Genomic DNA, 21,264 nt, shown 5'->3' on the forward strand with positions numbered 1-21,264 from the left:
ATGCGGTTGACGAAGCAGACCAACTATGCGGTTCGCATGTTGATGTATTGTGCTGCCAACGAAGGGCAGCTGAGCCGGATTCCGGAAATTGCCAAGGCCTACGGGGTTTCCGAACTCTTTCTTTTCAAGATCCTGCAGCCGCTGAACAAGGCCGGTCTGGTCGAAACCGTGCGCGGCCGCAACGGCGGTGTGCGCCTGGGCAAGCCGGCACCCGAGATCACGCTCTTCGACGTCGTCCGGGTCACGGAAGACAGTTTCGCCATGGCCGAATGCTTCGAGGATGACGGCATGGTCGAATGCCCGCTGGTCGACAGCTGTGGCCTGAACTCTGCGCTGCGCAAGGCGTTGAACGCCTTCTTCGGCGTGCTCTCGGAATATTCGATCGATGACCTCGTCAAAGCCCGACCCCAGATCAATTTCCTCCTCGGAATTACCGGCGAGCACCACTACCGCAAGCCGGCGGCCGTTGCCCCCGCCGCCTGATTTCAAGAAACAGGTCTGACTTATGAAACCGCGGTTGCCTCGGCGATCGCGGTTTTTGTTTGCGCCATCCGGTTGCACCCAGGGGTGCTGAAATGTCCAACATGCGCTGCTGAGAGGCGCAATTGTCCAGAATGCGACGAAATCCCGGACATTTTTGTCCGAATATTTCCGAATGAGGCCGATTTTTGACCAAAAATTTCTAAAATTGTCCAGCTGGAAAAATTTTCTCCGTAGGCCGTTGCTTTCAGTAGATAAATGTCGTTCCATCGACCGTCGATCGGGATGCCTACGGGTCTCCAGACATCAAAAAAGAACAACCGGGAAACAATACTATGAAAAAGATCTCTGTCATGCTGGCAGCGACGGCCTTGATTTCGGTCATGGCGACGTCCGCCTGGTCCAAGACCCTTGTTTATTGCTCCGAGGGTTCGCCGGAAGGCTTCGACCCGAGCCTCTATACGGCAGGCACGACCTTCGACGCGTCCTCGCGCACCGTCTACAGCCGCCTCGTCGAATTCAAGCATGGCGGCACCGAGATCGAACCCGGCTTGGCCGACAGCTGGAGCGTTTCGGACGACGGCAAGGAATACACTTTCAAACTTCATCCCGGCGTCAAGTTCCAGACCACCGACTTCTTCACGCCGACGCGCGATTTCAACGCCGACGACGTCGTCTTCTCCTTCGAGCGCCAGCTGAAGTCCGACAATCCTTGGAACAAGTATGTCGAGGGCGGTTCTTACGAATACGCCGCCGGCATGGGCTTCCCGGAACTGATCAAGTCGGTTGAGAAGGTCGATGACCTCACCGTCAAGTTCACGCTTAACCATCCCGAAGCGCCGTTCCTGGCCGACCTCGCCATGGACTTCGCTTCCATCATGTCCAAGGAATATGCCGACAAGCTTGCAGCCGACGGCAAGATGGCACAGCTGAACCAGCAGCCGCTCGGTACCGGCCCCTACACCTTCGTCGCCTACCAGCCGGATGCCGTCATCCGCTACAAGGCCAACGAAAGCTATTTCAAGGGCAAGGAAAAGATCGACGATCTGGTTTTTGCCATTACCTCTGACGCCGCCGTCCGCGCTCAGAAGCTGAAAGCCGGCGAATGCCACCTGATTCCCTATCCGAATGCCGCCGACGTTCCTGAACTGAAGAAGGACGGAAATCTGACGGTTCTGGAGCAGCCCGGCCTCAACGTCAGCTACCTCGCCTACAACACGCAGATGGCGCCCTTCGACAAGCCGGAAGTTCGCCGCGCGCTCAACATGGCAATCAACAAGCAGGCGATCGTCGATGCCGTCTTCCAGGGCGCGGCAACCGTTGCCAAGAATCCGATCCCGCCGACCATGTGGTCCTATAACGATGCCGTTCAGGACGAGAAGTATGATCCGGACGCCGCCAAGAAGGCTCTGGCAGATGCCGGCGTCAAGGATCTCAGCATGAAGGTCTGGGCGATGCCGGTGTCGCGCCCCTACATGCTGAACGCACGCCGCGCTGCCGAACTGATCCAGGCCGACTTCGCCAAGATTGGCGTCAAGGTCGAGATCGTCACGCATGAGTGGGCCGAGTACCTGAAGCTCTCCTCCGATGTGAAGCGTGACGGCGCCGTCATTCTCGGCTGGACCGGTGACAATGGCGATCCCGACAACTTCATGGATACGTTGCTCGGCTGCGATGCCGTCGGCGGCAACAACCGCGCCCAGTGGTGCAACAAGGAGTACGACGACCTGATGACCAAGGCCAAGCTGACGGCCGATGTCGGCGAGCGCACCAAGGCCTATGAGCAGGCGCAGCTGATCTTCAAGAAGGAAGCCCCCTGGGCGACCCTCGACCATTCGCTTGTCTTCGTTCCGATGAGCAAGAAGGTGTCGGGCTTCAAGATGGACCCGCTCGGCATTCACCGTTTCGACGGCGTCGACGTATCCGAATAACAAGAATAATGTAAAAATGCCCGGCAGTGCTGGGCACAGCCGGCGGTCAGGACCCTCCTGACCGCCGGAAACTATTGGACATCTGCCATGTTGCGCTTTTTCATCGGCCGCCTTGCGGTGCTGATTCCGACATTCCTCGGCGTTTCCCTGATTGCCTTTTCTTTCATCCGCCTGCTGCCCGGAGATCCCGTGATGCTGCTCTCGGGTGAACGCGTCATGGCGCCGGAGCGGCACGCCCAGATCATGCACGATCTCGGTTTCGACCGGCCCATGTATATGCAGTATTTCGATTATCTCGGAAAAGTGCTGCAGGGCGATCTCGGCACCTCGATCGTCACCAAGCGGCCCGTTCTCGGCGAATTCCTGACATTGTTTCCGGCAACGCTGGAACTGTCCTTCTGCGCCATCATCCTTGCGGTCTGTCTTGGCGTGCCCGCCGGCGTCTTTGCGGCCGTCAAGCGAGGCACGTGGTTCGATCAGAGCGTGATGGGTGTCGCCCTCGTCGGTTATTCCATGCCGATTTTCTGGTGGGGTCTGCTGCTCATCATCTTCTTCTCCGGCTATCTCGGCTGGACGCCGGTATCCGGCCGCATCTCGCTGATGTATTTCTTCAAGCCGGTGACCGGCTTCATGCTGATCGACAGCCTGCTGTCAGGTCAGAAAGGGGCCTTTGCTTCGGCCGTCAGCTATCTCATTCTGCCGACCATCGTACTGGCGACCATCCCGCTCGCCGTCATCGCCCGCCAGACGCGCTCGGCCATGCTCGAGGTTCTCGGCGAGGACTATGTCCGCACCGCACGCTCGAAAGGTTTGAAGCCGCTGCGCGTCGTGGGCGTGCATGCACTGCGCAATGCAATGATTCCCGTCATCACCACGATCGGCCTGCAGATCGGTGTCCTTCTGGCAGGCGCCATCCTCACCGAGACGATCTTCTCCTGGCCGGGCATCGGCAAATGGATGGTCGATTCGGTGTTCAAACGCGATTACGCGGTGGTGCAGGGCGGCCTTCTGCTGATCGCCGGCGTCATCATGCTGGTCAATCTGATTGTTGACGTCCTCTACGGCTTCATCAATCCGCGCATTCGTCACTAGGAGCGGTCCATGAGCACGGTCACCGTTAAAACTGGCCAGCCATCCGCTCTTGCGGAATTCTGGCACTATTTCTCCCGCAACAAGGGCGCCGTCATCGGCCTCGTTGTTTTCGTCATCATCCTCGTCGTTGCGATCTTTGCACCGGTCTTTGCGCCACATGCGCCGAACGAGCAGAACCGGGAGGTGCTGCTCGCCGTGCCTTCCTGGATGGAGGGAGGCCACGCCTCCTTTCCGCTCGGAACGGATGCCGTCGGCCGCGATATCCTCTCGCGGCTGATCTACGGCGCGCGGTTCTCGCTCTTCATCGGCGTCGTTGTCGTCACACTGTCGGTCATATGTGGTGTCCTGATCGGCCTCGTCGCCGGCTACTTCCGCGGCCGGATCGATACCGCCATCATGCGCTTGATGGACATCATCTTGGCCTTCCCGTCGCTGCTGCTTGCGCTCGTTCTGGTGGCGGTCCTCGGCCCTGGTCTCACCAACGCGATGATCGCGATTTCGCTGGTCAACCAGCCGCATTTCGTGCGGTTGACCCGCGCCTCGGTCATTTCAGAACGTGAGAAGGAATATGTGATCGCCTCGCGTGTTGCCGGCGCGGGCACGCTGCGCTTGATGTTCAAGACGATCCTGCCGAACTGTCTGGGGCCGCTGATCGTTCAGGCGACGCTTGCCTTCTCGGCGGCGATCCTCGATGCCGCCGCCCTCGGCTTTCTCGGCATGGGCGCTCAGCCGCCGACACCCGAATGGGGCACCATGCTCGCCGAGTCCCGCGAATTCATCTCGCGCGCCTGGTGGGTCGTGACATTTCCGGGCCTCGCCATCCTTATCACCGTTCTTGCCATCAACCTGATGGGCGACGGCCTGCGCGATGCGCTTGATCCCAAACTGAAGAGGTCGTGATGCCGCTCCTCGAAATCGAAAATCTGACTGTCGAATTCCAGACATCATCCGGTCTTTTCCGCGCCGTCGACGGCGTGTCGCTGACTTGCGACAAGGGCGAGATCCTGTCGGTCGTCGGCGAATCCGGCTCGGGCAAATCCGTTGCCATGCTGGCCCTGATGGGGCTGCTGCCCTGGACCGCCAGGATCACCGCCGACCGCATGCAGTTCGATGGTCAGGATCTGCGCGGCATCTCCGCCCGTCAGCGCCGCCGGATCGTCGGCAAGGACATGGCGATGATCTTCCAGGAGCCGATGTCGAGCCTGAACCCGTGCTTCACGGTCGGTTTCCAGCTCGGCGAGACCCTGCGCGTCCATATGGGCCTCAACCGGAAAGAGCGCCGCGAACGTTCGATCGAACTCTTGAGCCTCGTCGGCATTCCGGCGCCGGAAGACCGCCTGTCGAACTTCCCGCACCAGATGTCGGGCGGCATGAGCCAGCGCGTCATGATCGCCATGGCGCTCGCCTGCAATCCGAAGCTTCTGATCGCCGACGAGCCGACGACGGCGCTCGACGTGACGATCCAGGCGCAGATCCTCGATCTGCTTGTGCGCCTGCAGAAGGAGCAGGGCATGGCGCTGGTGCTGATCACTCATGACATGGGTGTCGTCGCCGAAACCGCGGAACGCGTGCAAGTGCAATATGCCGGCCAGAAGGTCGAGGAACAGCCGGTGAAGGCGCTCTTCCGTGATCCGCATCATCCGTATACGGCAGCCCTGCTTGCGGCTCTGCCGGAACGCGCCCAGGTCGGCCATCGTCTCCCCTCGATCGCCGGCGTCGTTCCCGGCCAGCACGGTCGCCCGACAGGCTGTCTTTTCGCGCCGCGCTGCGGCTATGCCACGGTCGAATGCGATCGCGGCGTCGTGCGCCAGGGACCGGAACTCGGGCGGGCGCTGTGTAACTATCCATTGAAGGACGGTAAGCCACTCGGGCATCCCGGTGTCATGCGCGTTGAAACTGCAGGAGACCTGGTATGACGGGTGCTGTTCTCGAGGGCAGGGATCTCGCCCGTTTCTACACCGTCAACCGCGGTCTCTTCAAAGCCGACGCCACGGTCAGGGCGCTGAACGGCGTCAGCTTCAGCCTCCATTCCGGCAAGACGCTCGCCGTCGTCGGTGAATCCGGCTGCGGCAAGTCGACACTCGCCCGTCTGGTCACGATGATCGAGGATCCGACAGCCGGCGAGTTGCTGATCGACGGCAAGCCGGCGCGGGTCGGCGACCGCAGCCTGCGCAGCCAGGTGCAGATCGTCTTCCAGAATCCCTATGGCTCGCTCAACCCGCGCCAGAAGGTTGGTGCAATTCTGGAAGAGCCGCTGAAAATCAATACCGATCTCGACGCGAGCGCCCGCCGCCGCAAGGTGGAGGAGATGATGGCCCGCGTCGGGCTGCGCCCGGAACATCACGGCCGCTACCCCCATATGTTCTCCGGCGGCCAGCGCCAGCGCATCGCAATTGCCCGCGCGCTGATGCTGCGGCCGAAGGTGCTGGTGCTCGACGAACCGGTTTCGGCCCTTGACCTCTCGATCCAGGCGCAGGTGCTGAACTTGCTTATGGACCTGCAGAAGGAGATGGGCCTTGCCTATCTCTTCATCTCGCACGGCCTCTCGGTCGTCCATCACATCGCCGACGAGGTGATGGTGATGTATCTCGGCCGCCCGATCGAAACCGGTCCTGCCGCCGAAGTCTTCGCCCGTCCGCGCCATCCCTATACGGCCGCCTTGCTGTCGGCGACCCCGATCGCCGATCCCGAGCGGGAGAAGAACCGCATCCGCCTGCAGGGCGAACTGCCGTCGCCGCTGAAGCCGCCGTCCGGCTGCCACTTCAATCCGCGCTGCTGGAAGGCGCAGGACTATTGTCGCCAGGTTTCTCCCGAATTAAGTGGGGAAGGCGCACAACAATATGCCTGTCATTTCCCGCTCGACTGAGCGGGAGCCGCCGTTTGAGAGGAAACATGCAGGACGATCGGATCAACAGAGCCCATGCGATCATCGTCATGGGGGTCAGCGGTTGCGGCAAGTCCTCGGTCGGCGAGAAACTCGCTGAGGCCTTGCATCTGGCCTTCCTCGAAGGTGATGCGCTTCATCCGGCCGCCAATGTCGAGAAGATGTCGAAGGGCATTCCGCTGACCGATGAGGATCGGATGCCCTGGCTCGACCTGATCGGCAAACGGATGCAGGCCTCGCTGGAAAAGGGCGAGGGCATCATTGTCTCCTGTTCGGCGCTGAAACGCATCTATCGCGACAGGCTGAGGGCTGCCGCCGGCAGCAATCTGTTCTTCGTTTACCTCGAAGGGTCGAAGGCGTTGCTGACGAAGCGCATGGGCGAGCGCAAGGGGCATTTCATGCCGGTCTCGCTACTCGAAAGTCAGTTGGCGACACTCGAGGTGCCGACGGGCGAACCCGGAGTCGTCACCGTCGACATCGACGATACGATCGACGGCATCACGGCAACGGCCCTCCGGGGTCTCTCCACCCTCGGTGTTATGGCTTGAAGCGCTGCGGCGAATAGGCCGAGATATCGATGAATGGCGTCTCGCCGCTGATGAGTTCCGCCAGCACGCGGCCGGTAACGGGCCCGAGCGTCAGTCCATGATGGGCGTGGCCGAAGGCGAACCACAGGCCCTGATGGCGCGGCGCCTTGCCGATGACAGGCATCATGTCCGGCGTGCAGGGGCGCGCGCCCATCCATGGTTCGGGATCGAGCCTTCCTCCGAGAGGGAAGATCGTACGCGCCACGGCTTCGGCCCGGTCGAGCTGCACCGGCGTCTTCGGCGCGTCGAGCATTGCGAACTCCGCCCCTGTCGTCAGGCGGATGCCGCGGTTCATCGGCGCCAGCAAATAACCGCGCTCGGCATCGAGGATCCAGTTGTTGAGCATGGCATTGCCCTTGGCGGCATAATGCATGTGATAGCCGCGCTTGACGCCGAGGGGAAAGGAATAACCGAGCCGGCGCGTCGCGACGGCTGCCCAGGGACCGAGCGCAAGGACCGCATCCTCCGCTTCCATTGCACCTTCGCTGCTCATGATCTTCCAGCCGGCGCCGAACTGGCCGAGCGAGGCGGCGTCGCCTGTGACGAAGCGGCCGCCGAGGCTTTCGAAATAGCGGCGATAGGCCGATGTCAGCGCATGCGGATCGAGCACCGACCAGGGATCGCGCCAGCGGATGCCGCCGGCGAAACGGACGCTCATATCGGGTTCCATGCGTGCGATATCGGCCGACGTCAGGCTGTCATAGTCCACTCCGAATTCATTCTGCCAAAGCGCGGCCTCCGCTAGGGCCTCGTCGCGCTTGGCCTCCGTCCGGAAGATCTTCACCCAGCCGTTCTTGCGGATCAGCGCCTGCGCCTGCGCCGCCTCGATCAGGTCCTTGTGCTCGGCGATCGAATTTTCGATCAGTGGCGCATAGGCCCGGGTGATGACCGCGTGTCGCCGGGCATTCGAATTCCACCAGTAACGGGCGAGAAAGGCGAGCTGTCTCGGCAGCGTACTGAGATGATAATGCGCATCGATGCGGTTGTTGAGCGCATAACGCAGGAGAAGGCCGAGCTGCTGGGGAAAGCCGTAAGGTGCCACCCCCTCGCGCTGGATCAGGCCGGCATTGCCGAAGGAGGTTTCGCTGCCTGGATCCTTGCGGTCGATCAGCGTCACCTGCCGACCGCGCCGCTGAAGATGGATTGCCGTGGACACCCCCACGATACCAGCGCCGAGCACGATTGCGTTCTTCGTCATTCCCCTGCATTCCGCATTGTTCCAGATTGAAAATGCCCCTGCCGATCCCGCCGCGCAAACGAAAATCGCATTCATTTCAAAATCATTGCGCTTTTCAGCGCGGCATTTTCGGCCTTTATGCGCACATGCAGGATTGCGGCATTGAAAAACGAAAAGACGATCGCATAGACCGGCAGGCCGAAAGCAAGGGGAAGGACGGCGATCTCGCAAACGAGGATCGTGTAGTTCGGATGCCGGAGAAAGCGATAGGGTCCCGATTTCACGAGCGGCGCGCCGGGCAGGATGATGATGCGCGTCGTCCAGCGATCTTTCAGGGTCGTAAGCACCCAGAGGCGCAGCGCCTGGAGCCCCAGGAACACCAAAAACCAGAAGGGTTGAACCGACCTGCCCGGCGCCAGCAGCCAAAGCCCCATGATCCAGGCGGCATGCAGCGCCACCATGACGCGATAATGCTCCGGGGCGACCTCCCGGCCGCCTCTGGCGAGCAGGGCGGCAGTGTTGCGCCGGGCAAGCACGAGTTCGCCCAACCGCTGCAGCGTCACGAATGTCAGGAGCGCGATCGACGGCCACATTCATGCCGCCCTCCGCAGCGTCACGCAGCTCGCCGAAAACCCTGGTCCCATGGCGATCATCGCTGCCCGCTCCGGCAGCCCGGCGCGGATTACCCGTTCCAGCACGAACAACACGGTCGGCGAAGACATGTTGCCATATTCGGCAAGCACGGCGCGTTCGTGATCGAGCGTGCCGGGTGTCAGTGAAAGCGCGCTCTCCATTGCGGCCAGCACCTTCATGCCGCCGGGATGGCAGATGAAGCGGTCGATATCTGCCGGCCTCAGGCCGTTTCGCGCCAGTATGGCGGTGACCGCCGGGGCGAGCTCTCGTTCGGCGAATGGCGGCAAGGATTGCGCCAGCACGATGCCGAAGCCGCCATCGTCGATCTTCCATCCCATGATATCGAGCGTGTCCGGGAAGAGGTGCTCGCCAGTCGATTCGACTTCCGCCAGGCCGCCGCCGCTCGTGCAGAGCACGCAGGCAGCGGCGCCATCGCCGAAAAGCGCCGTCGCGATGATATTCGGCCGCGTCAGCTCGTCCAGCCGGAAGGCCAGCGTGCAAAGTTCGATTGAGACGAAAAGCACAACGACGCCCGGCCGGTTGCGTGCGAGCCGCGACGCGATCGCAAAGCCGGAGACGCCGGCGGCGCAGCCGAGCCCGAAGACCGGAACACGCTCGATATCGGCCCTGAAGCCCATCCTGCGGCTAAGCTGCGCATCGAGGCTTGGGGTCGTAAAGCCGGTGGAAGAAACGGTAACGACACAGTCGACATCGCCAGCCTCAAGCCCGGCCCGACGAAGCGCCAAGCTGGCTGCCTCGACGAAAAGTTCGCCCGCCACTTCTGCATAGGCCTGCATGCGGTCCTGCCAGCCGTGCGGCTCGTCGAACCAGGCAAGCGGCCGCGCCGCATGGCGCTTGTTGATACCGGCGGTATCGAAGACGCGGGCAAGATGACGGAAATCCTCGAAACGGCCGGCAAACAGCCGAGCTGAAGATTCGGCCGCCTGCTTTTGGAAAATGATATGTTGGGGCGTGGCAGTGGCGAGGCTGGCGAGTTTCACGGTATCGGTCACAGAATTCTCCTTGTCTTCCCGGCGCAACGCTGAGAACACCCGGTTGGGACGGTTTATTCGGCCTCAGGGGCTTCACGAAGCCGTGATGGAGAAAATGGAGCGGCCGGCGAATAAACCACGGGGCAGCGGTGTTTTCTCCCCGCAACGTCACTTTCCAGGAGTTTTCCCATGACGATCATGACAGCCCGTATTGCTGCCGTCCTTCTTGGCGGCTGCCTTGCCGCTTCGCTCTTCTCCGGCCCGGTCTTTGCTGTCGGCAATGACAACAGCACGATGCCGACCTGCAAGAAGGGCGAGATCTACGACCAGAAGACCAAGAAATGCGTCAAGCAGCAGAGCGCTAATGTCTCGGACGAGAACCGTACCGACTATGCCTATTCGCTGGCCAAGGCCGGCCGTTATGAAGAGGCGCTTGCCATGCTCGATACGGTCAGGGACCAGAACAGCGCGGAGGTGCTGAACTATCGCGGTTACGCCACCCGCAAGCTCGGCCGCACCGACGAAGGCATCTCCTATTACCTGCAGTCGGTGAAGATGGATCCGCAGTACGCCAAGGTCCGTGAATATCTCGGCGAAGCCTATGTCATCAAGGGCCGGCTCGATCTCGCAAAGGAGCAATTGAACACGATCAAGACGATCTGCGGCATGGCTTGCGAGGAATATCAGGATCTGAACGCTGTCATCCTCGACCCGTCGAAGATCTGAGATTAGGCCACTGGCGGGAAATGGAGCCGGAAAAGGATATCCGAATGTCGGTCGCGGACGCTCCATTTCCTGCCTATAGTCGCGAGAATGGAATCGCCGGTTTATCAGGCGGTTCCAAGGATGCAGGATCGGCGGAGGCGGCCATCGCGAGCGAAGCGGATATCAGGAGCGGTCTGACGGAAAACCTGGCCAGGCTCTGGCGTTATGGTCTCGTTCTCTCGCATCAGCGCGATGTCGCCGACGACCTAGTGCAGGCGACCTGCCTTCGCGCGCTCGAGCGCGCCGGCCAGTTCGTTCCCGGCACCCGGCTCGACCGCTGGCTGTTTTCGATCCTGCATTCAATCTGGCTGAACGAGATCCGCTCGCGCCGGGTGCGCCAGGGCCAGGGTTTCGTCGATGCCGGCGAAGCGCTGACGTTCGACGGCGCGCACGATACTGAAACGCATGTGATGGCGGGGCAGGTTTTGAAACAGGTAAATGCGTTGCCCGAGGCGCAGCGGACGGCGGTTTTCCTCGCCTATGTGGAAGGACTGTCCTATCGCGAAGTTGCAGGCATATTGGATATTCCGATCGGGACCGTGATGAGCCGGCTGGCGGCCGCCCGCGCCAGGCTCTCCGGCGCCGGACCGGCAGGGGGACGGCCATGAGCATGAAACACACCATTCCCACCGACGAGGACTTGACCGCCTTCATCGACGGCGAGCTGACGGCGGAAGAGGCAGCTCGCATCGAGGCCATCGTCAAGGAAGATGAGAGCGTCGCCGAACGGCTGGAATTCCTGGCGCGCGCCAGTCTGCCGTTCGAGCAGGCTTTCGCTCCGCTCCTCTCGGAAGCCCCGCGGGAAAAACTGGAGGCGATGCTCGCCGCCATTCCTGCGCATGAGAACGCAAAACCCGCCTCCGCGCCTGCGGTCGTCCGCCGTCGCTTCCTCGGCGCGCTCGCCGCCTCGCTTGTGGCCGGCATCGCCATCGACCGCACCGTCATCGGCATCGGCAGGGGCTTTTCCGCAAAGGACGAAAACAGCGAATGGCGCGCCGTGGTCGCCGATTATATCTCGCTCTATACCGCCGAAACGCTCGCCGGCCCCGTTCCTGGCAGGCAGGACCAGGCCGCCCAGCTCGCCAGTCTTGACGAGAAGCTCGGCCTGTCGCTCTCCCCGGAAGCAGTTTCGCTCCCGGGGATCGATTTCAAAAGCGCCCTGCTGCTGCAATATGACGGTAAGGCGCTCGCCCAGATCGCCTATCTCGATCCCGAAACCGGCCCGATGGCGCTCTGCATCGTGAAATCTGATGCGGGGCCGAAGGCGCCGGATCTGGAAAACCGCAAAGGGATGAATGTCGTCTACTGGTCGAACGAGACGCACGCCTTTATGCTGATCGGCTATGCGGCGGCGGACAGGATGACGGCAATTGCGGATGGGGTGCGGCGGAGGGTGGCGGTGTGACCCGCCACGCCGGCGGCTTTAAGCTGATCAGTCCTGCGATCGATTGCGCATCAGGAACTGGCCTAGCCGGTTCACGATCTTGAAGGCCCAGAACATTGATGTTGAGACCTTGAGGCCGTGGTCGGCAAGGGCGCGCAGCACCTCATTGTTCTGACGCGATATATTTTGAACGTTCTTGTTCGTGGCGCCCCCTAAGCGCATTCTGACCAAGACTCGCGGAATATAGATCGTTCTGATCCGCGCGACTTCCAAAAATCGCATCATCAGCTCGACGTCGGCTGCAAGCCGATAACGCAGGTCAAACCGCCCGAACCGTTCATAGATGTTGCGCCGAACATAGAATGTTGGGTGCGGCGGGCACCAGCCGCGCGCGAAGAAACCGGGTTTGAATGCGCGGGATTTCCAGTAACGGATCTTGCGATCGATGTGCCGGTTGGAAACATAGACGAGATCGCCATAGCAGCCGTCATAGGCTTTATCGTCCAGCGCTGCCGCCACGGTTTCCAGGGAGTCGCTGCTCTCGAAAGTGTCGTCGGCATTCAGGAATCCGATGATGTCGCCGCTCGCAAGGCCAATCCCCTTGTTCATGGCCTCATAGATACCTCCGTCCACCTCAGAAAGCACACGGCGGTTATCCGCCGGCGCCGAAGCGATGATGGCGAGGGTGGAATCGGTTGAGCCACCATCGACGATGATATGCTCGAAATCGCGGTAGGTTTGCGTGTCGATGGAGCGCAGCGTATCGGTAATGGTCTGTTCGGCGTTCCAGCAAACAGTGATGAGGCTTATCCGAGGAGGGCGTGGATCGGCGGTGTCTACAGCCATTTTGACGAGTATCTTGCTCACATTCTAGGGGCGAAATCTAGCCGACCCGTAGCAGACGGAGAGGCGGCGTCGCAATCCAGTCCTGCAGATTATCCTCGATCAATGTCCGATTGACCGGCGATTGGTCGACTTCCCGTCTTGGTAAGTGCATTGCATGCAGATCAATCTATCTGTAGTGAGCAGTGTCGAACAGCGATGGTCACCACGCCAGGCTCGTGAATGCACGCGGCTTTACCAGGTTTTACAGGAGGTCTCTTGTCTTCGAATAAAAAACTGCGCAAGGGCATCTTGCTCGCCGGTGGCTCGGGCACCCGACTTCATCCCGCGACTCTCGCCATTTCGAAGCAGCTTCTTCCGGTTTTCGACAAGCCGATGATTTACTATCCCCTGTCAACGCTGATGCTTGCAGGCATCCGGGATATCCTGATTATCTCCACGCCGCAGGACACCCCGCGTTTTGAACAGTTGCTGGGTGACGGCGCCCAATGGGGATTAAATCTCCAATATGCCGTGCAGGCTGCACCGGACGGAATTCCCCAGGCATTCTCGATTGGCAGGGAATTCATCGCGCGGGATGCAACCGCCCTCGTGCTGGGAGACAATATCTTCTACGGCAACCTCCTGACTCATGATTTATCCGCGGCTTCCGCGAGGTCGGACGAAGCGACGATCTTCGCGTACAAAGTCCACGATCCCGACCGGTATGGGGTAGTGGAATTTGATGGTCAGGGCAAAGTCCTCAGCCTGGAGGAAAAGCCATCCAGGCCCCGCTCTTCTTATGCAGTAACCGGTTTATATTTCTACGACAATGACGTGGTTGATATTGCTGCCGCCTTGAAACCATCGCCACGCGGTGAAACCGAAATTACCGATATCAATCGCCATTATTTGGCGGCCGGCAGGCTGAATGTTGCCGTCTTGGGCAGAGGACATGCCTGGCTTGATACGGGCACGCACGATTCACTCCTTGAAGCCAGTCAATTCATTGCCACCATCGAGCGGCGCCAGGGGCTGAAGATTGCCTGCCCCGAAGAAATCGCCTTTCATTTGGAATACATAGATGCCGAGCAGTTGCTGAGGCTGGCAGCTCCACTTGAAAAGAGCTCTTACGGTCGATACCTCATCAGCCTGGTGAGGGAACCAACTCCGCATTTCCCGCCCGGCTGACCTGCAAAACTGGAAATCAATCTTGTCTGCTTTTACCCTGCTTAAGTTAAAGACAATGTCCGACTCACGAGGCGCGTTGACCGTCATGGACGGAATACTGCCATTTCCGGTGGTCCGGAGCTTCTGGATCTATGGTGCTGACGGATACACACGCGGCGGTCATCGTCATCACAAGACGCGGCAGGCCTTGGTGGCGATTTCGGGGAGCGTGATGGTTTTGATGGACGATGGAAAAGCCAGGGAAGAGGTCACCTTGTCGTCACCGGACCAGTGCCTGCTGGTAGAGCCAAGGGACTGGCATGAAATGACCTTCGGTCCTGGTTCTATCCTGCTGGTTTTTGCCTCTCACGGATATGATAAGGACGACTACATCGACACCCCCTATGAACGGCTCTGAGATGATTGAGTATGAAAGTCTAGCGCAGGCCAACCGCCCGCTGATGGAAGAGTTGGAGGCGGTTGCATCCCGCGTCATTCGGTCCGGATGGTACATACTTGGCAATGAGGTCTCCTCATTCGAAGCTGAATTCGCTGCCTTTGCGGAAAGCAAACATTGCATCAGCGTGGCCAATGGTCTGGATGCATTGATCCTGTCGATCGAAGCGCTCGACCTGCCGAAAGGCAGCGAGATCATGGTTGCCTCCAACACCTATATAGCCACTGTTCTGGCGATTCTTCGCGCGGGCCACAAACCCGTTCTGGTGGAGCCCGAGCGCGAAACCTTCAATATCGATCCGGAGCGCCTTCCAGCGGCGCTCACACACAAGACGCAGGCAATCTGCGTGACGCATCTTTTCGGCAAATCCTGCCGGATGACCGAGATCGCGGCGTTTGCAAGCGAGCATGGTCTCAAGGTGATCGAGGATTGCGCGCAGTCTCACGGCGCGCGCTTTGACGGCAAGCTGACCGGCACCTTCGGAATTGCCGGTTGCTTCAGCTTCTATCCGACCAAGAATCTTGGAGCTCTCGGAGATGCGGGCGCCATCGTCACGAACGATGACGAATTTGCCGATCGCCTGAGACATATGCGCAACTACGGCTCGAAGAAAAAATATGAGAACGTCTATATTGGTGTAAATTCGAGGCTTGACGAGATGCAGGCGGCATTCCTGCGGGTTAAACTCCGTCACCTCGACCAGGTGACTGAACATAAGCGGGCACTGGCCGATGTTTATTTTGCCAATTTGCCCAAATGGCTCGCGCAGCCGCTTCGTCGACCTGCCGAGTATGACGTGTTTCATATCTTCGCGATACGTCATCCGGCCCGCGACGAATTGCGTCGGTGGCTGCTCGATAACGGCGTCAAGACCGAGATACATTATCCGATCGCCCCGCATCGGCAGAAGGCAATGCAAGGCATTCTTTCCGGCGACTATCCCATTGCCGATGAGCTGCATGCCACCGAGCTGAGCCTGCCTATTTCGGCTGGGCATCGAAAGGATGAGATCGAGCGCGTCTGCAGCCTTCTTACTGCGCTCCCGGAAAAGCTGAAGTTGGCGGCATGACAGAACAGCTGAAGGGATCGGCCTCCACCCGCGAGGAAGATTGGGATATCGTTATCAAGCCTTCGAAGGGCAGCGCGCCGGATCTCGGACTCGTCTGGCGATATCGCGATCTCGTCTGGATGTTCTTTATGCGGGATTTCACGACATTTTATAAACAGACGGTTCTGGGGCCGGTCTGGTACATTATTCAACCGTCGCTGACGGCAATGACGTATTATATCGTGTTCGGAAAAATCGCCAATCTTTCCACGGATGGCCTGCCACCTTTCCTGTTTTATATGTCGGGAACGATCATCTGGAGTTATTTTTCCGTCTGTCTGGCCAATAACTCCGACGTCTTCTCGAAAAATGCCAACCTGTTCGGAAAGGTTTATTTCCCCAAGCTCGTGGTGCCGCTATCCGTTGCCATGAGCGGGCTTGTCGCATTTGCCATCCAGTTCCTGCTCCTGTTGACGGTTGCGGTTGGGATGAAGATCGCCGCCCCCGATCTGGCATTGAGCTACAGGTTCCTATTTATGACGCCGCTCCTGCTGCTCTATATTGCGGTGCTTGGTATAGGTGCGGGGCTTGTGGTTTCGGCGCTAACAGTCCGTTTTCGTGACTTGGTTTATGCCGTCGGATTCATGACGCAGCTCTGGATGTATGCCACGCCGATTGTCTATCCCTTTAGTCAGATTCCTGAACGGTATCACTGGTTCTTTTATATCAATCCGATGACGACCCCGGTACAGACCTTCCGTTGGGCGCTGCTTGATTCTCCCGCTTTGCCGGTCAGTCTGTGTCTCGCCAATCTGGCTGTGACTGTCGCGATCGCGACGTGCGGCTTGATGCTTTTCGCTCGTGCGGAGGCAACTGCGATGGATACGGTCTGATGAACGATATCGTTATTCGAGCCGAGCACGTCAGCAAGCTATACCGCCTTGGCGTGATCAACCATGGCACGCTTTATCGCGACCTTCAAAGCTGGTGGGCAAAGTGGCGCAACCTTCCCGATCCGAATGTTTCTGTATCCGATTATGCTTCCAACAAGAGTCAGCAGTCGCGAGTGAAGGGCGACATCTTTAAAGCGCTGGATGATGTCTCCTTCGAGGTGGGGAACGGCGAGATCGTCGGGATTATCGGCAGGAATGGCGCCGGCAAATCCACCCTGTTGAAGGTCATGTCACGTATCACCATGCCCAATTCGGGTTTCATAGGTATACGGGGCAGGATTGCCAGCCTGCTTGAGGTCGGCACCGGATTTCATCCGGAGCTCACCGGTCGCGAGAACGTCTATCTCAACGGAGCCATCCTTGGCATGAGCCGCGCCGAGGTCAGGTCCAAATTCGATGAGATCGTCGAGTTTGCTGAAATCGGCGAGTTCATTGACACCCCGGTGAAGCGGTATTCATCTGGAATGTATGTGCGTCTGGCTTTCTCGGTCGCGGCGCATCTCGAGCCGGAGATTCTGCTGGTTGATGAAGTTCTGGCCGTCGGCGACGTCAACTTCCAGAACAAATGCATGGGACGCATGCAGGAAGTCACGAAGGCAGGTCGAACGATCATCTTCGTCAGTCACAACATGACCGCGATCAGCAGCATCTGCCCGAAATCGATTCTGATGGCCGATGGCAAGGTTGCTGCGATGGGCGAGACCGCAGATGTGATCAAGGCCTATCTCAATCGCCCGGAATTCGGCGGTACCGCAAGTTACTCGGTCAATCCCGAGGACATCGACGGAAAGGCGGTGATATGCCGCGTCGCGGTATTGAACGAGAAGGACGAGGTTTCTGAAACCGTGGAACTGTCGAACGGCTTCTCGGTCGAGGTCGAATACGAATTGAGGGAGCCTCTTTCCGGCCTCTCGGTCGGGATGCAGATCAAGATGGAGGACGGCTACACCACGCTCGTCAGCCTTTCCGATCCCGAACTCGACGTCGGGCGCCTGGATACCCGGCCAGCCGGCTATTACAAAGCGCGCGTCAGATTTCCCGGATATCTCCTCAACACCGGCACCTTCTACTTGCGGCTCGGCATATCGAGCCGGTTCTCGATCTATTCCGTCGCCGAGGGTATTCGGTTTGACGTGGAGGACAATGTCGGAATTATCCAGATGCTGGGTCAGCAACGCAAGCCGTCGATTTCGGCGATCCAGTTGCCTTGGGAGGTGGAGAAGCTCTTCCAGCGCGATTCTGAGGGTGTTTTGAGATGAAGAAAGTGCTTGTCACTGGGGCGGATGGATTTATCGGCTCTCACCTTGTCGAGACGCTGGTCAGGTCGGGCGTCGAAGTTCGCGCCCTATGCCAGTACAACTCGTTTTCCAGCTGGGGCTGGCTTGACCAATCCGAACACCGCGGCCAGTTCGAAGTGATCCTCGGAGACGTCCGCGATCCCTCGCAAATGCGCACCGTCGCAAAAGGCGTGGATACGGTTTTCCATCTCGCCGCTCTGATTGCGATTCCCTATTCCTATCAAGCACCCTCAAGCTACATCGATACGAATGTGCATGGGACGCTGAACGTCCTTCAAGGAGCCCTCGACGCTGGGGTGGGAAGGGTGATCCAGACCTCGACCAGCGAAGTCTACGGCACCGCGCGTTTTGTGCCGATCAGCGAAAGCCATCCGCTGCAGGCGCAGTCGCCCTATTCGGCTTCCAAGATCGGTGCGGATGCGATCGCCTACAGCTATTATTCGAGCTTTGATCTGCCGGTGACGATTGCCCGGCCTTTCAACACCTTTGGCCCGAGACAATCTGCAAGGGCGGTTATTCCGACCGTGATTTCACAGCTTCTGAGCGGACGGACGACCCTGAAGCTTGGTGCGCTCTCACCAACGCGGGACTTCAATTTCGTCCAGGATACCTGCGATGGCTTTCTGGCGCTCGCGGCCTGCGACCAAGCGATCGGCCAGACCGTCAATATCGGTTCCGGCAGCGAGATATCGATTGGCGATACCGTTCAGCTCATCGCCGATATCATCGGCGTCAGCGTCGAGATTGAATGCGACGAACAGCGTTTGCGTCCCGCAAACAGTGAAGTGGAACGCTTGTGCTGCGACAACAGCCTGATCAAGTCTCTGACGGGATTTTCGCCGCGTTACAGCGTGGAGGATGGTCTGAAGGCAACGATCGAATGGCTGCGTCAGCCGCAGAATCTGGCGCGGTATAAGGCGGATATTTTCAATGTCTAGACGCGCAGTCATTCTGGCGGGGGGAATGGGCACGAGGTTGCGGCCCTATACCGTCGTCCTTCCAAAGCCTTTGATGCCGATCGGCGATTATCCTATTCTTGAGGTCATCATCCGGCAGCTGATAGCAGGCGGATTTCAGCACATCACGCTTGCCGTCAATCATCAGGCCGAATTGATCAAGGCGTTTTTCCAGGATGGCGACAAGTGGGGCGTACGCATCGACTATTCGCTCGAGGACGAGCCGCTTGGCACGATGGGGCCGCTGCGGTTGATCAAGGATCTTCCTGAGAATTTTCTAGTGATGAACGGCGACATCCTGACGGACCTCAATTATGCCGATTTTCATGATGTCCATGTCCGGGACGGCAATATATTCACGATCTCGTCCAAGACGCGCCAGCATCGCATAGACTACGGCGTTCTTGATACCAACGCCGCAGGACGACTAACGGGCTTCCGGGAGAAGCCCACGGCCGAGTATAAAGTCAGCATGGGCGTCTACATGGTGTCTTCGGCGGCCGTCGAGCACATACCGCAACGCGGCGCTTACGGCTTTGACCAGTTGATGCTCGATCTACTGGCGGCAGGCAAGCCGGCCACGGTTCGCGATTTTCCGGGCTATTGGCTCGATATCGGACGCCCCGACGATTATGCATTGGCGATCGAAGAGTTCGAAACCATGCAATCCAGGTTCTTGAATGGTTGACGCCATCGTCACCGGTGCAGGCGGCTTCCTCGGGAAGCGTCTGGTGGAGCGGCTTGAACAAGCTGGCATCGATGTGCTTGCGCTTGAGCGAACGCATGGGGACATTAGCGAAGAGCGCCTTTGGAAGGAGCTTCCGGCAGCGCGCACGCTGTTTCATCTTGCCGGCAGGACATTCGTTCCGGATAGCTGGACACAAGGCCCGAGTTTCACCGCCGCCAATGTTCTCGGTACACAGCATGCCTTGAACTGGTGCAAGCGGCACAAGGCCAAACTCGTCTTCGCAAGCGCCTATGTTTATGGGGTGCCGGAACGGCTGCCGATCCATGAAAGCGATCCGGTCAAGCCGAACAACCCTTACGCACTTTCCAAATATCTTGCCGAACAGCTCTGTGAGTTCGCTGCTACATACGAGCAAATACCGGTGGTGGTATTGCGCCTTTTCAATATATATGGGGTTGGGCAGCGGCCGGAATTTCTGGTACCGACGCTACTGAATCAGGTAAGAACGAAACAGGAAATACAGGTCATGGACCTCGGTCCGCGGCGGGATTATGTCTTCGTCGACGATGTCCTGAGCGCCTTTGCCAAATCAATGGACGTGTCGGAAGGTTACCACTGCATCAATATCGGCTCCGGAATGTCGTATTCGGTGCAGGAAATCATCGACATCTTGCAAGAAGCTGCCGGCACTAATCTACCAGTAGTGTCGTCTTGCGCTGTTCGGCGGAATGAAATACCTGACGTGCGGGCCGATATTACGCGGGCTCGCGCCGTTCTCGGATGGCAGCCGGAGTGGGATCTGCCCGCCGGCATCCGCGTGATGATGAAGGAGTCGTAAAATTGAACGAGCGTTACGTTCCGATCAACAAAGGCAACTACTCGATGGACACGGACGAGCGCGAAGCCGCGTTCGACAGATTCCGTGGCGAGGGATGGGAAGCCGAATACGCGGATTACCGTCGCAAATGGTCGGAATATGCCCTGAACCAGCAGGTTTCGGATTACCCGCTGCTCGTCGATCTCGAGCTGGCGTCGATCTGCAACCTGCGCTGCCCCATGTGCTATACGATCAGCGACGAGTTCAAGAAAAACGTCAATACGACGCGGATGGACTGGGACCTCTATTGCCGGATTATCGATGAGATCGGCGGCAAGGTTCCGGCGATCCGCCTCTCGCTGCGCGGCGAGGCGACGTTGCACAAGCGTTTCGCCGACTGTGTGCGCTACGCTAAGGACCATGGGATCAAAGAGGTTTCGACCCTCACGCATGGCTTCAAGCTCAACAGAGACTATTTCGCCCAGCTTGTCGATGCCGGCATCGACTGGATCACCGTTTCGATCGACGGCACCGGTGAGACCTACGAGAAGATCCGCAAGCCGATCAAGTTCGAAGCCCTGCTCGACAAGATCAAGGACATAAAGAAGTACAAGGAAGAGCGCGGTCTCCACCGTCCTGTGATCAAGGTGCAGGGTATCTGGCCGGCAATCCGGGAGAATCCCGATCTCTACTACGAGACCTTTGCACCTCATGTGGATCTGGTCGCTTTCAATCCGTTGATCGATTACCTCGGCAACGATTCCGAGATCGCCTATCTCGATAACTTCACATGCCCGCAGCAGTACCAACGCCTTGTGATTGGTGCCGACGGATTGGTCATGAAGTGCTCGAACGACGAGGAGAACCGCGAGGTTATCGGCAATGCGAACACCGAAACCGTGCACCAGATCTGGCATGGGGAAAAAATGAACGCGGTGCGCGCTCTGCACAAGGAACCGCAAGGCTTCCTGAAGAGCGAGGTCTGCCGCAGATGTTATCTGCCGAGACAGACCAATGATGAGACGGCTGAGATTTGCGGCCGACAGGTCATTGTGCGGAATTACGTCGACCGAAACCAGGAAATCGGGCAGTAATCGGCCGAATTCCACGCGCTACGACCAGACCTCGCC

Annotated in this window: 22 protein-coding genes and 1 pseudogene; 19 read left to right on the forward strand and 4 right to left on the reverse strand. The window is 59.1% G+C overall.

Annotation, left to right across the window (positions count from 1 at the left end; all coding sequences use genetic code 11):
- The 7 genes from rirA (at window position 1) to NL154_RS01890 (ending at window position 6,935) form a co-directional block, all read left to right on the forward strand.
- A complete protein-coding gene (gene rirA, locus NL154_RS01860) occupies window positions 1-483 on the forward strand; it encodes an iron-responsive transcriptional regulator RirA (protein WP_210629142.1) in 483 nt (160 codons plus the stop codon).
- 332 nt (window positions 484-815) lie between these two features.
- Window positions 816-2,411: an ABC transporter substrate-binding protein gene (locus NL154_RS01865; RefSeq protein ID WP_210629141.1), complete on the forward strand. Its 1,596-nt coding sequence runs from the start codon at window positions 816-818 to the stop codon at window positions 2,409-2,411.
- 87 nt (window positions 2,412-2,498) lie between these two features.
- The gene (locus NL154_RS01870; RefSeq protein ID WP_038686996.1) at window positions 2,499-3,503 is read left to right on the forward strand and encodes an ABC transporter permease subunit; all 1,005 of its coding nucleotides are present in this window, start codon (window positions 2,499-2,501) and stop codon (window positions 3,501-3,503) included.
- 9 nt (window positions 3,504-3,512) lie between these two features.
- Complete coding sequence (locus tag NL154_RS01875) at window positions 3,513-4,403, forward strand: ABC transporter permease subunit (protein ID WP_210629139.1); 891 nt, start codon at window positions 3,513-3,515, stop codon at window positions 4,401-4,403.
- On the forward strand, window positions 4,403-5,419 hold the full coding sequence (locus NL154_RS01880) for an ABC transporter ATP-binding protein (RefSeq protein ID WP_210629138.1): 1,017 nt from the start codon (window positions 4,403-4,405) through the stop codon (window positions 5,417-5,419). The genes NL154_RS01875 and NL154_RS01880 overlap by 1 nt, the downstream gene beginning before the upstream one ends.
- Entirely contained in the window at window positions 5,416-6,369 is a 954-nt protein-coding gene (locus tag NL154_RS01885) for a peptide ABC transporter ATP-binding protein (protein WP_210629137.1), read from the forward strand. Before NL154_RS01880 ends, NL154_RS01885 begins: the two co-directional genes overlap by 4 nt.
- Window positions 6,370-6,395: 26 nt before the next feature.
- A complete protein-coding gene (locus NL154_RS01890) occupies window positions 6,396-6,935 on the forward strand; it encodes a gluconokinase (RefSeq protein WP_210629136.1) in 540 nt (179 codons plus the stop codon).
- On the opposite strand, the gene NL154_RS01895 is transcribed toward NL154_RS01890, so the two are convergent.
- The 3 genes from NL154_RS01895 to NL154_RS01905 form a co-directional block, all read right to left on the reverse strand.
- Window positions 6,925-8,172: an NAD(P)/FAD-dependent oxidoreductase gene (locus NL154_RS01895; RefSeq protein ID WP_221102557.1), complete on the reverse strand. Its 1,248-nt coding sequence runs from the start codon at window positions 8,170-8,172 to the stop codon at window positions 6,925-6,927. The genes NL154_RS01890 and NL154_RS01895 overlap by 11 nt on opposite strands.
- 71 nt (window positions 8,173-8,243) lie before the next feature.
- On the reverse strand, window positions 8,244-8,744 hold the full coding sequence (locus NL154_RS01900; RefSeq protein ID WP_434733482.1) for an isoprenylcysteine carboxyl methyltransferase family protein: 501 nt from the start codon (window positions 8,742-8,744) through the stop codon (window positions 8,244-8,246).
- Window positions 8,745-9,797, reverse strand: coding sequence for a type III polyketide synthase (locus NL154_RS01905; RefSeq protein WP_434733483.1), 1,053 nt, complete (start codon window positions 9,795-9,797; stop codon window positions 8,745-8,747).
- 168 nt (window positions 9,798-9,965) lie between these two features.
- Between NL154_RS01905 and NL154_RS01910 the strand changes: the two genes are divergently transcribed.
- The 3 genes and pseudogenes from NL154_RS01910 (at window position 9,966) to NL154_RS01920 (ending at window position 11,946) form a co-directional block, all read left to right on the forward strand.
- Window positions 9,966-10,502 carry a tetratricopeptide repeat protein gene (locus NL154_RS01910; protein ID WP_434733484.1) on the forward strand — a complete coding sequence of 179 codons (537 nt, stop codon included), beginning with the start codon at window positions 9,966-9,968 and terminating at the stop codon, window positions 10,500-10,502.
- A 44-nt stretch (window positions 10,503-10,546) separates the two neighbouring features.
- Window positions 10,547-11,149: pseudogene (locus tag NL154_RS01915) on the forward strand (RNA polymerase sigma factor).
- Window positions 11,146-11,946 carry an anti-sigma factor family protein gene (locus tag NL154_RS01920; RefSeq protein WP_210629130.1) on the forward strand — a complete coding sequence of 267 codons (801 nt, stop codon included), beginning with the start codon at window positions 11,146-11,148 and terminating at the stop codon, window positions 11,944-11,946. The pseudogene NL154_RS01915 and the gene NL154_RS01920 overlap by 4 nt, the downstream one beginning before the upstream one ends.
- Window positions 11,947-11,973: 27 nt before the next feature.
- On the opposite strand, the gene NL154_RS01925 is transcribed toward NL154_RS01920, so the two are convergent.
- Window positions 11,974-12,771, reverse strand: a complete 798-nt coding sequence (locus NL154_RS01925; RefSeq protein ID WP_434733485.1) for a glycosyltransferase family 2 protein — start codon at window positions 12,769-12,771, stop codon at window positions 11,974-11,976.
- 255 nt (window positions 12,772-13,026) lie between these two features.
- On the opposite strand from NL154_RS01925, the gene rfbA reads away from it, so the two are divergent.
- The 9 genes from rfbA to NL154_RS01970 are packed head-to-tail and all read left to right on the forward strand — an operon-like array spanning window position 13,027 to window position 21,228.
- Window positions 13,027-13,938 (forward strand): glucose-1-phosphate thymidylyltransferase RfbA, encoded by a 912-nt coding sequence (gene rfbA / locus NL154_RS01930; RefSeq protein WP_210629128.1) that lies wholly within the window; start codon window positions 13,027-13,029, stop codon window positions 13,936-13,938.
- A gap of 22 nt (window positions 13,939-13,960) precedes the next feature.
- Complete coding sequence (locus NL154_RS01935) at window positions 13,961-14,335, forward strand: sugar 3,4-ketoisomerase (RefSeq protein ID WP_210629127.1); 375 nt, start codon at window positions 13,961-13,963, stop codon at window positions 14,333-14,335.
- Between the two features lies 1 nt (window position 14,336).
- Window positions 14,337-15,443 carry a DegT/DnrJ/EryC1/StrS family aminotransferase gene (locus NL154_RS01940; RefSeq protein WP_221146752.1) on the forward strand — a complete coding sequence of 369 codons (1,107 nt, stop codon included), beginning with the start codon at window positions 14,337-14,339 and terminating at the stop codon, window positions 15,441-15,443.
- Window positions 15,440-16,315, forward strand: a complete 876-nt coding sequence (locus NL154_RS01945) for an ABC transporter permease (RefSeq protein ID WP_210629126.1) — start codon at window positions 15,440-15,442, stop codon at window positions 16,313-16,315. Before NL154_RS01940 ends, NL154_RS01945 begins: the two co-directional genes overlap by 4 nt.
- Window positions 16,315-17,634 carry an ABC transporter ATP-binding protein gene (locus tag NL154_RS01950; RefSeq protein ID WP_434733486.1) on the forward strand — a complete coding sequence of 440 codons (1,320 nt, stop codon included), beginning with the start codon at window positions 16,315-16,317 and terminating at the stop codon, window positions 17,632-17,634. Before NL154_RS01945 ends, NL154_RS01950 begins: the two co-directional genes overlap by 1 nt.
- On the forward strand, window positions 17,631-18,611 hold the full coding sequence (locus NL154_RS01955) for an NAD-dependent 4,6-dehydratase LegB (RefSeq protein WP_210629124.1): 981 nt from the start codon (window positions 17,631-17,633) through the stop codon (window positions 18,609-18,611). The genes NL154_RS01950 and NL154_RS01955 overlap by 4 nt, the downstream gene beginning before the upstream one ends.
- Complete coding sequence (locus NL154_RS01960; RefSeq protein WP_210629123.1) at window positions 18,604-19,317, forward strand: nucleotidyltransferase family protein; 714 nt, start codon at window positions 18,604-18,606, stop codon at window positions 19,315-19,317. The genes NL154_RS01955 and NL154_RS01960 overlap by 8 nt, the downstream gene beginning before the upstream one ends.
- Window positions 19,310-20,155, forward strand: coding sequence for an NAD-dependent epimerase/dehydratase family protein (locus NL154_RS01965; protein WP_210629122.1), 846 nt, complete (start codon window positions 19,310-19,312; stop codon window positions 20,153-20,155). The genes NL154_RS01960 and NL154_RS01965 overlap by 8 nt, the downstream gene beginning before the upstream one ends.
- A 2-nt stretch (window positions 20,156-20,157) precedes the next feature.
- Window positions 20,158-21,228 carry a radical SAM/SPASM domain-containing protein gene (locus NL154_RS01970; protein ID WP_221122488.1) on the forward strand — a complete coding sequence of 357 codons (1,071 nt, stop codon included), beginning with the start codon at window positions 20,158-20,160 and terminating at the stop codon, window positions 21,226-21,228.
- Window positions 21,229-21,264 lie beyond the last annotated feature (36 nt).

Source organism: Rhizobium sp. YTUHZ044 (genome assembly GCF_051123975.1).
Classification (GTDB): domain Bacteria; phylum Pseudomonadota; class Alphaproteobacteria; order Rhizobiales; family Rhizobiaceae; genus Rhizobium.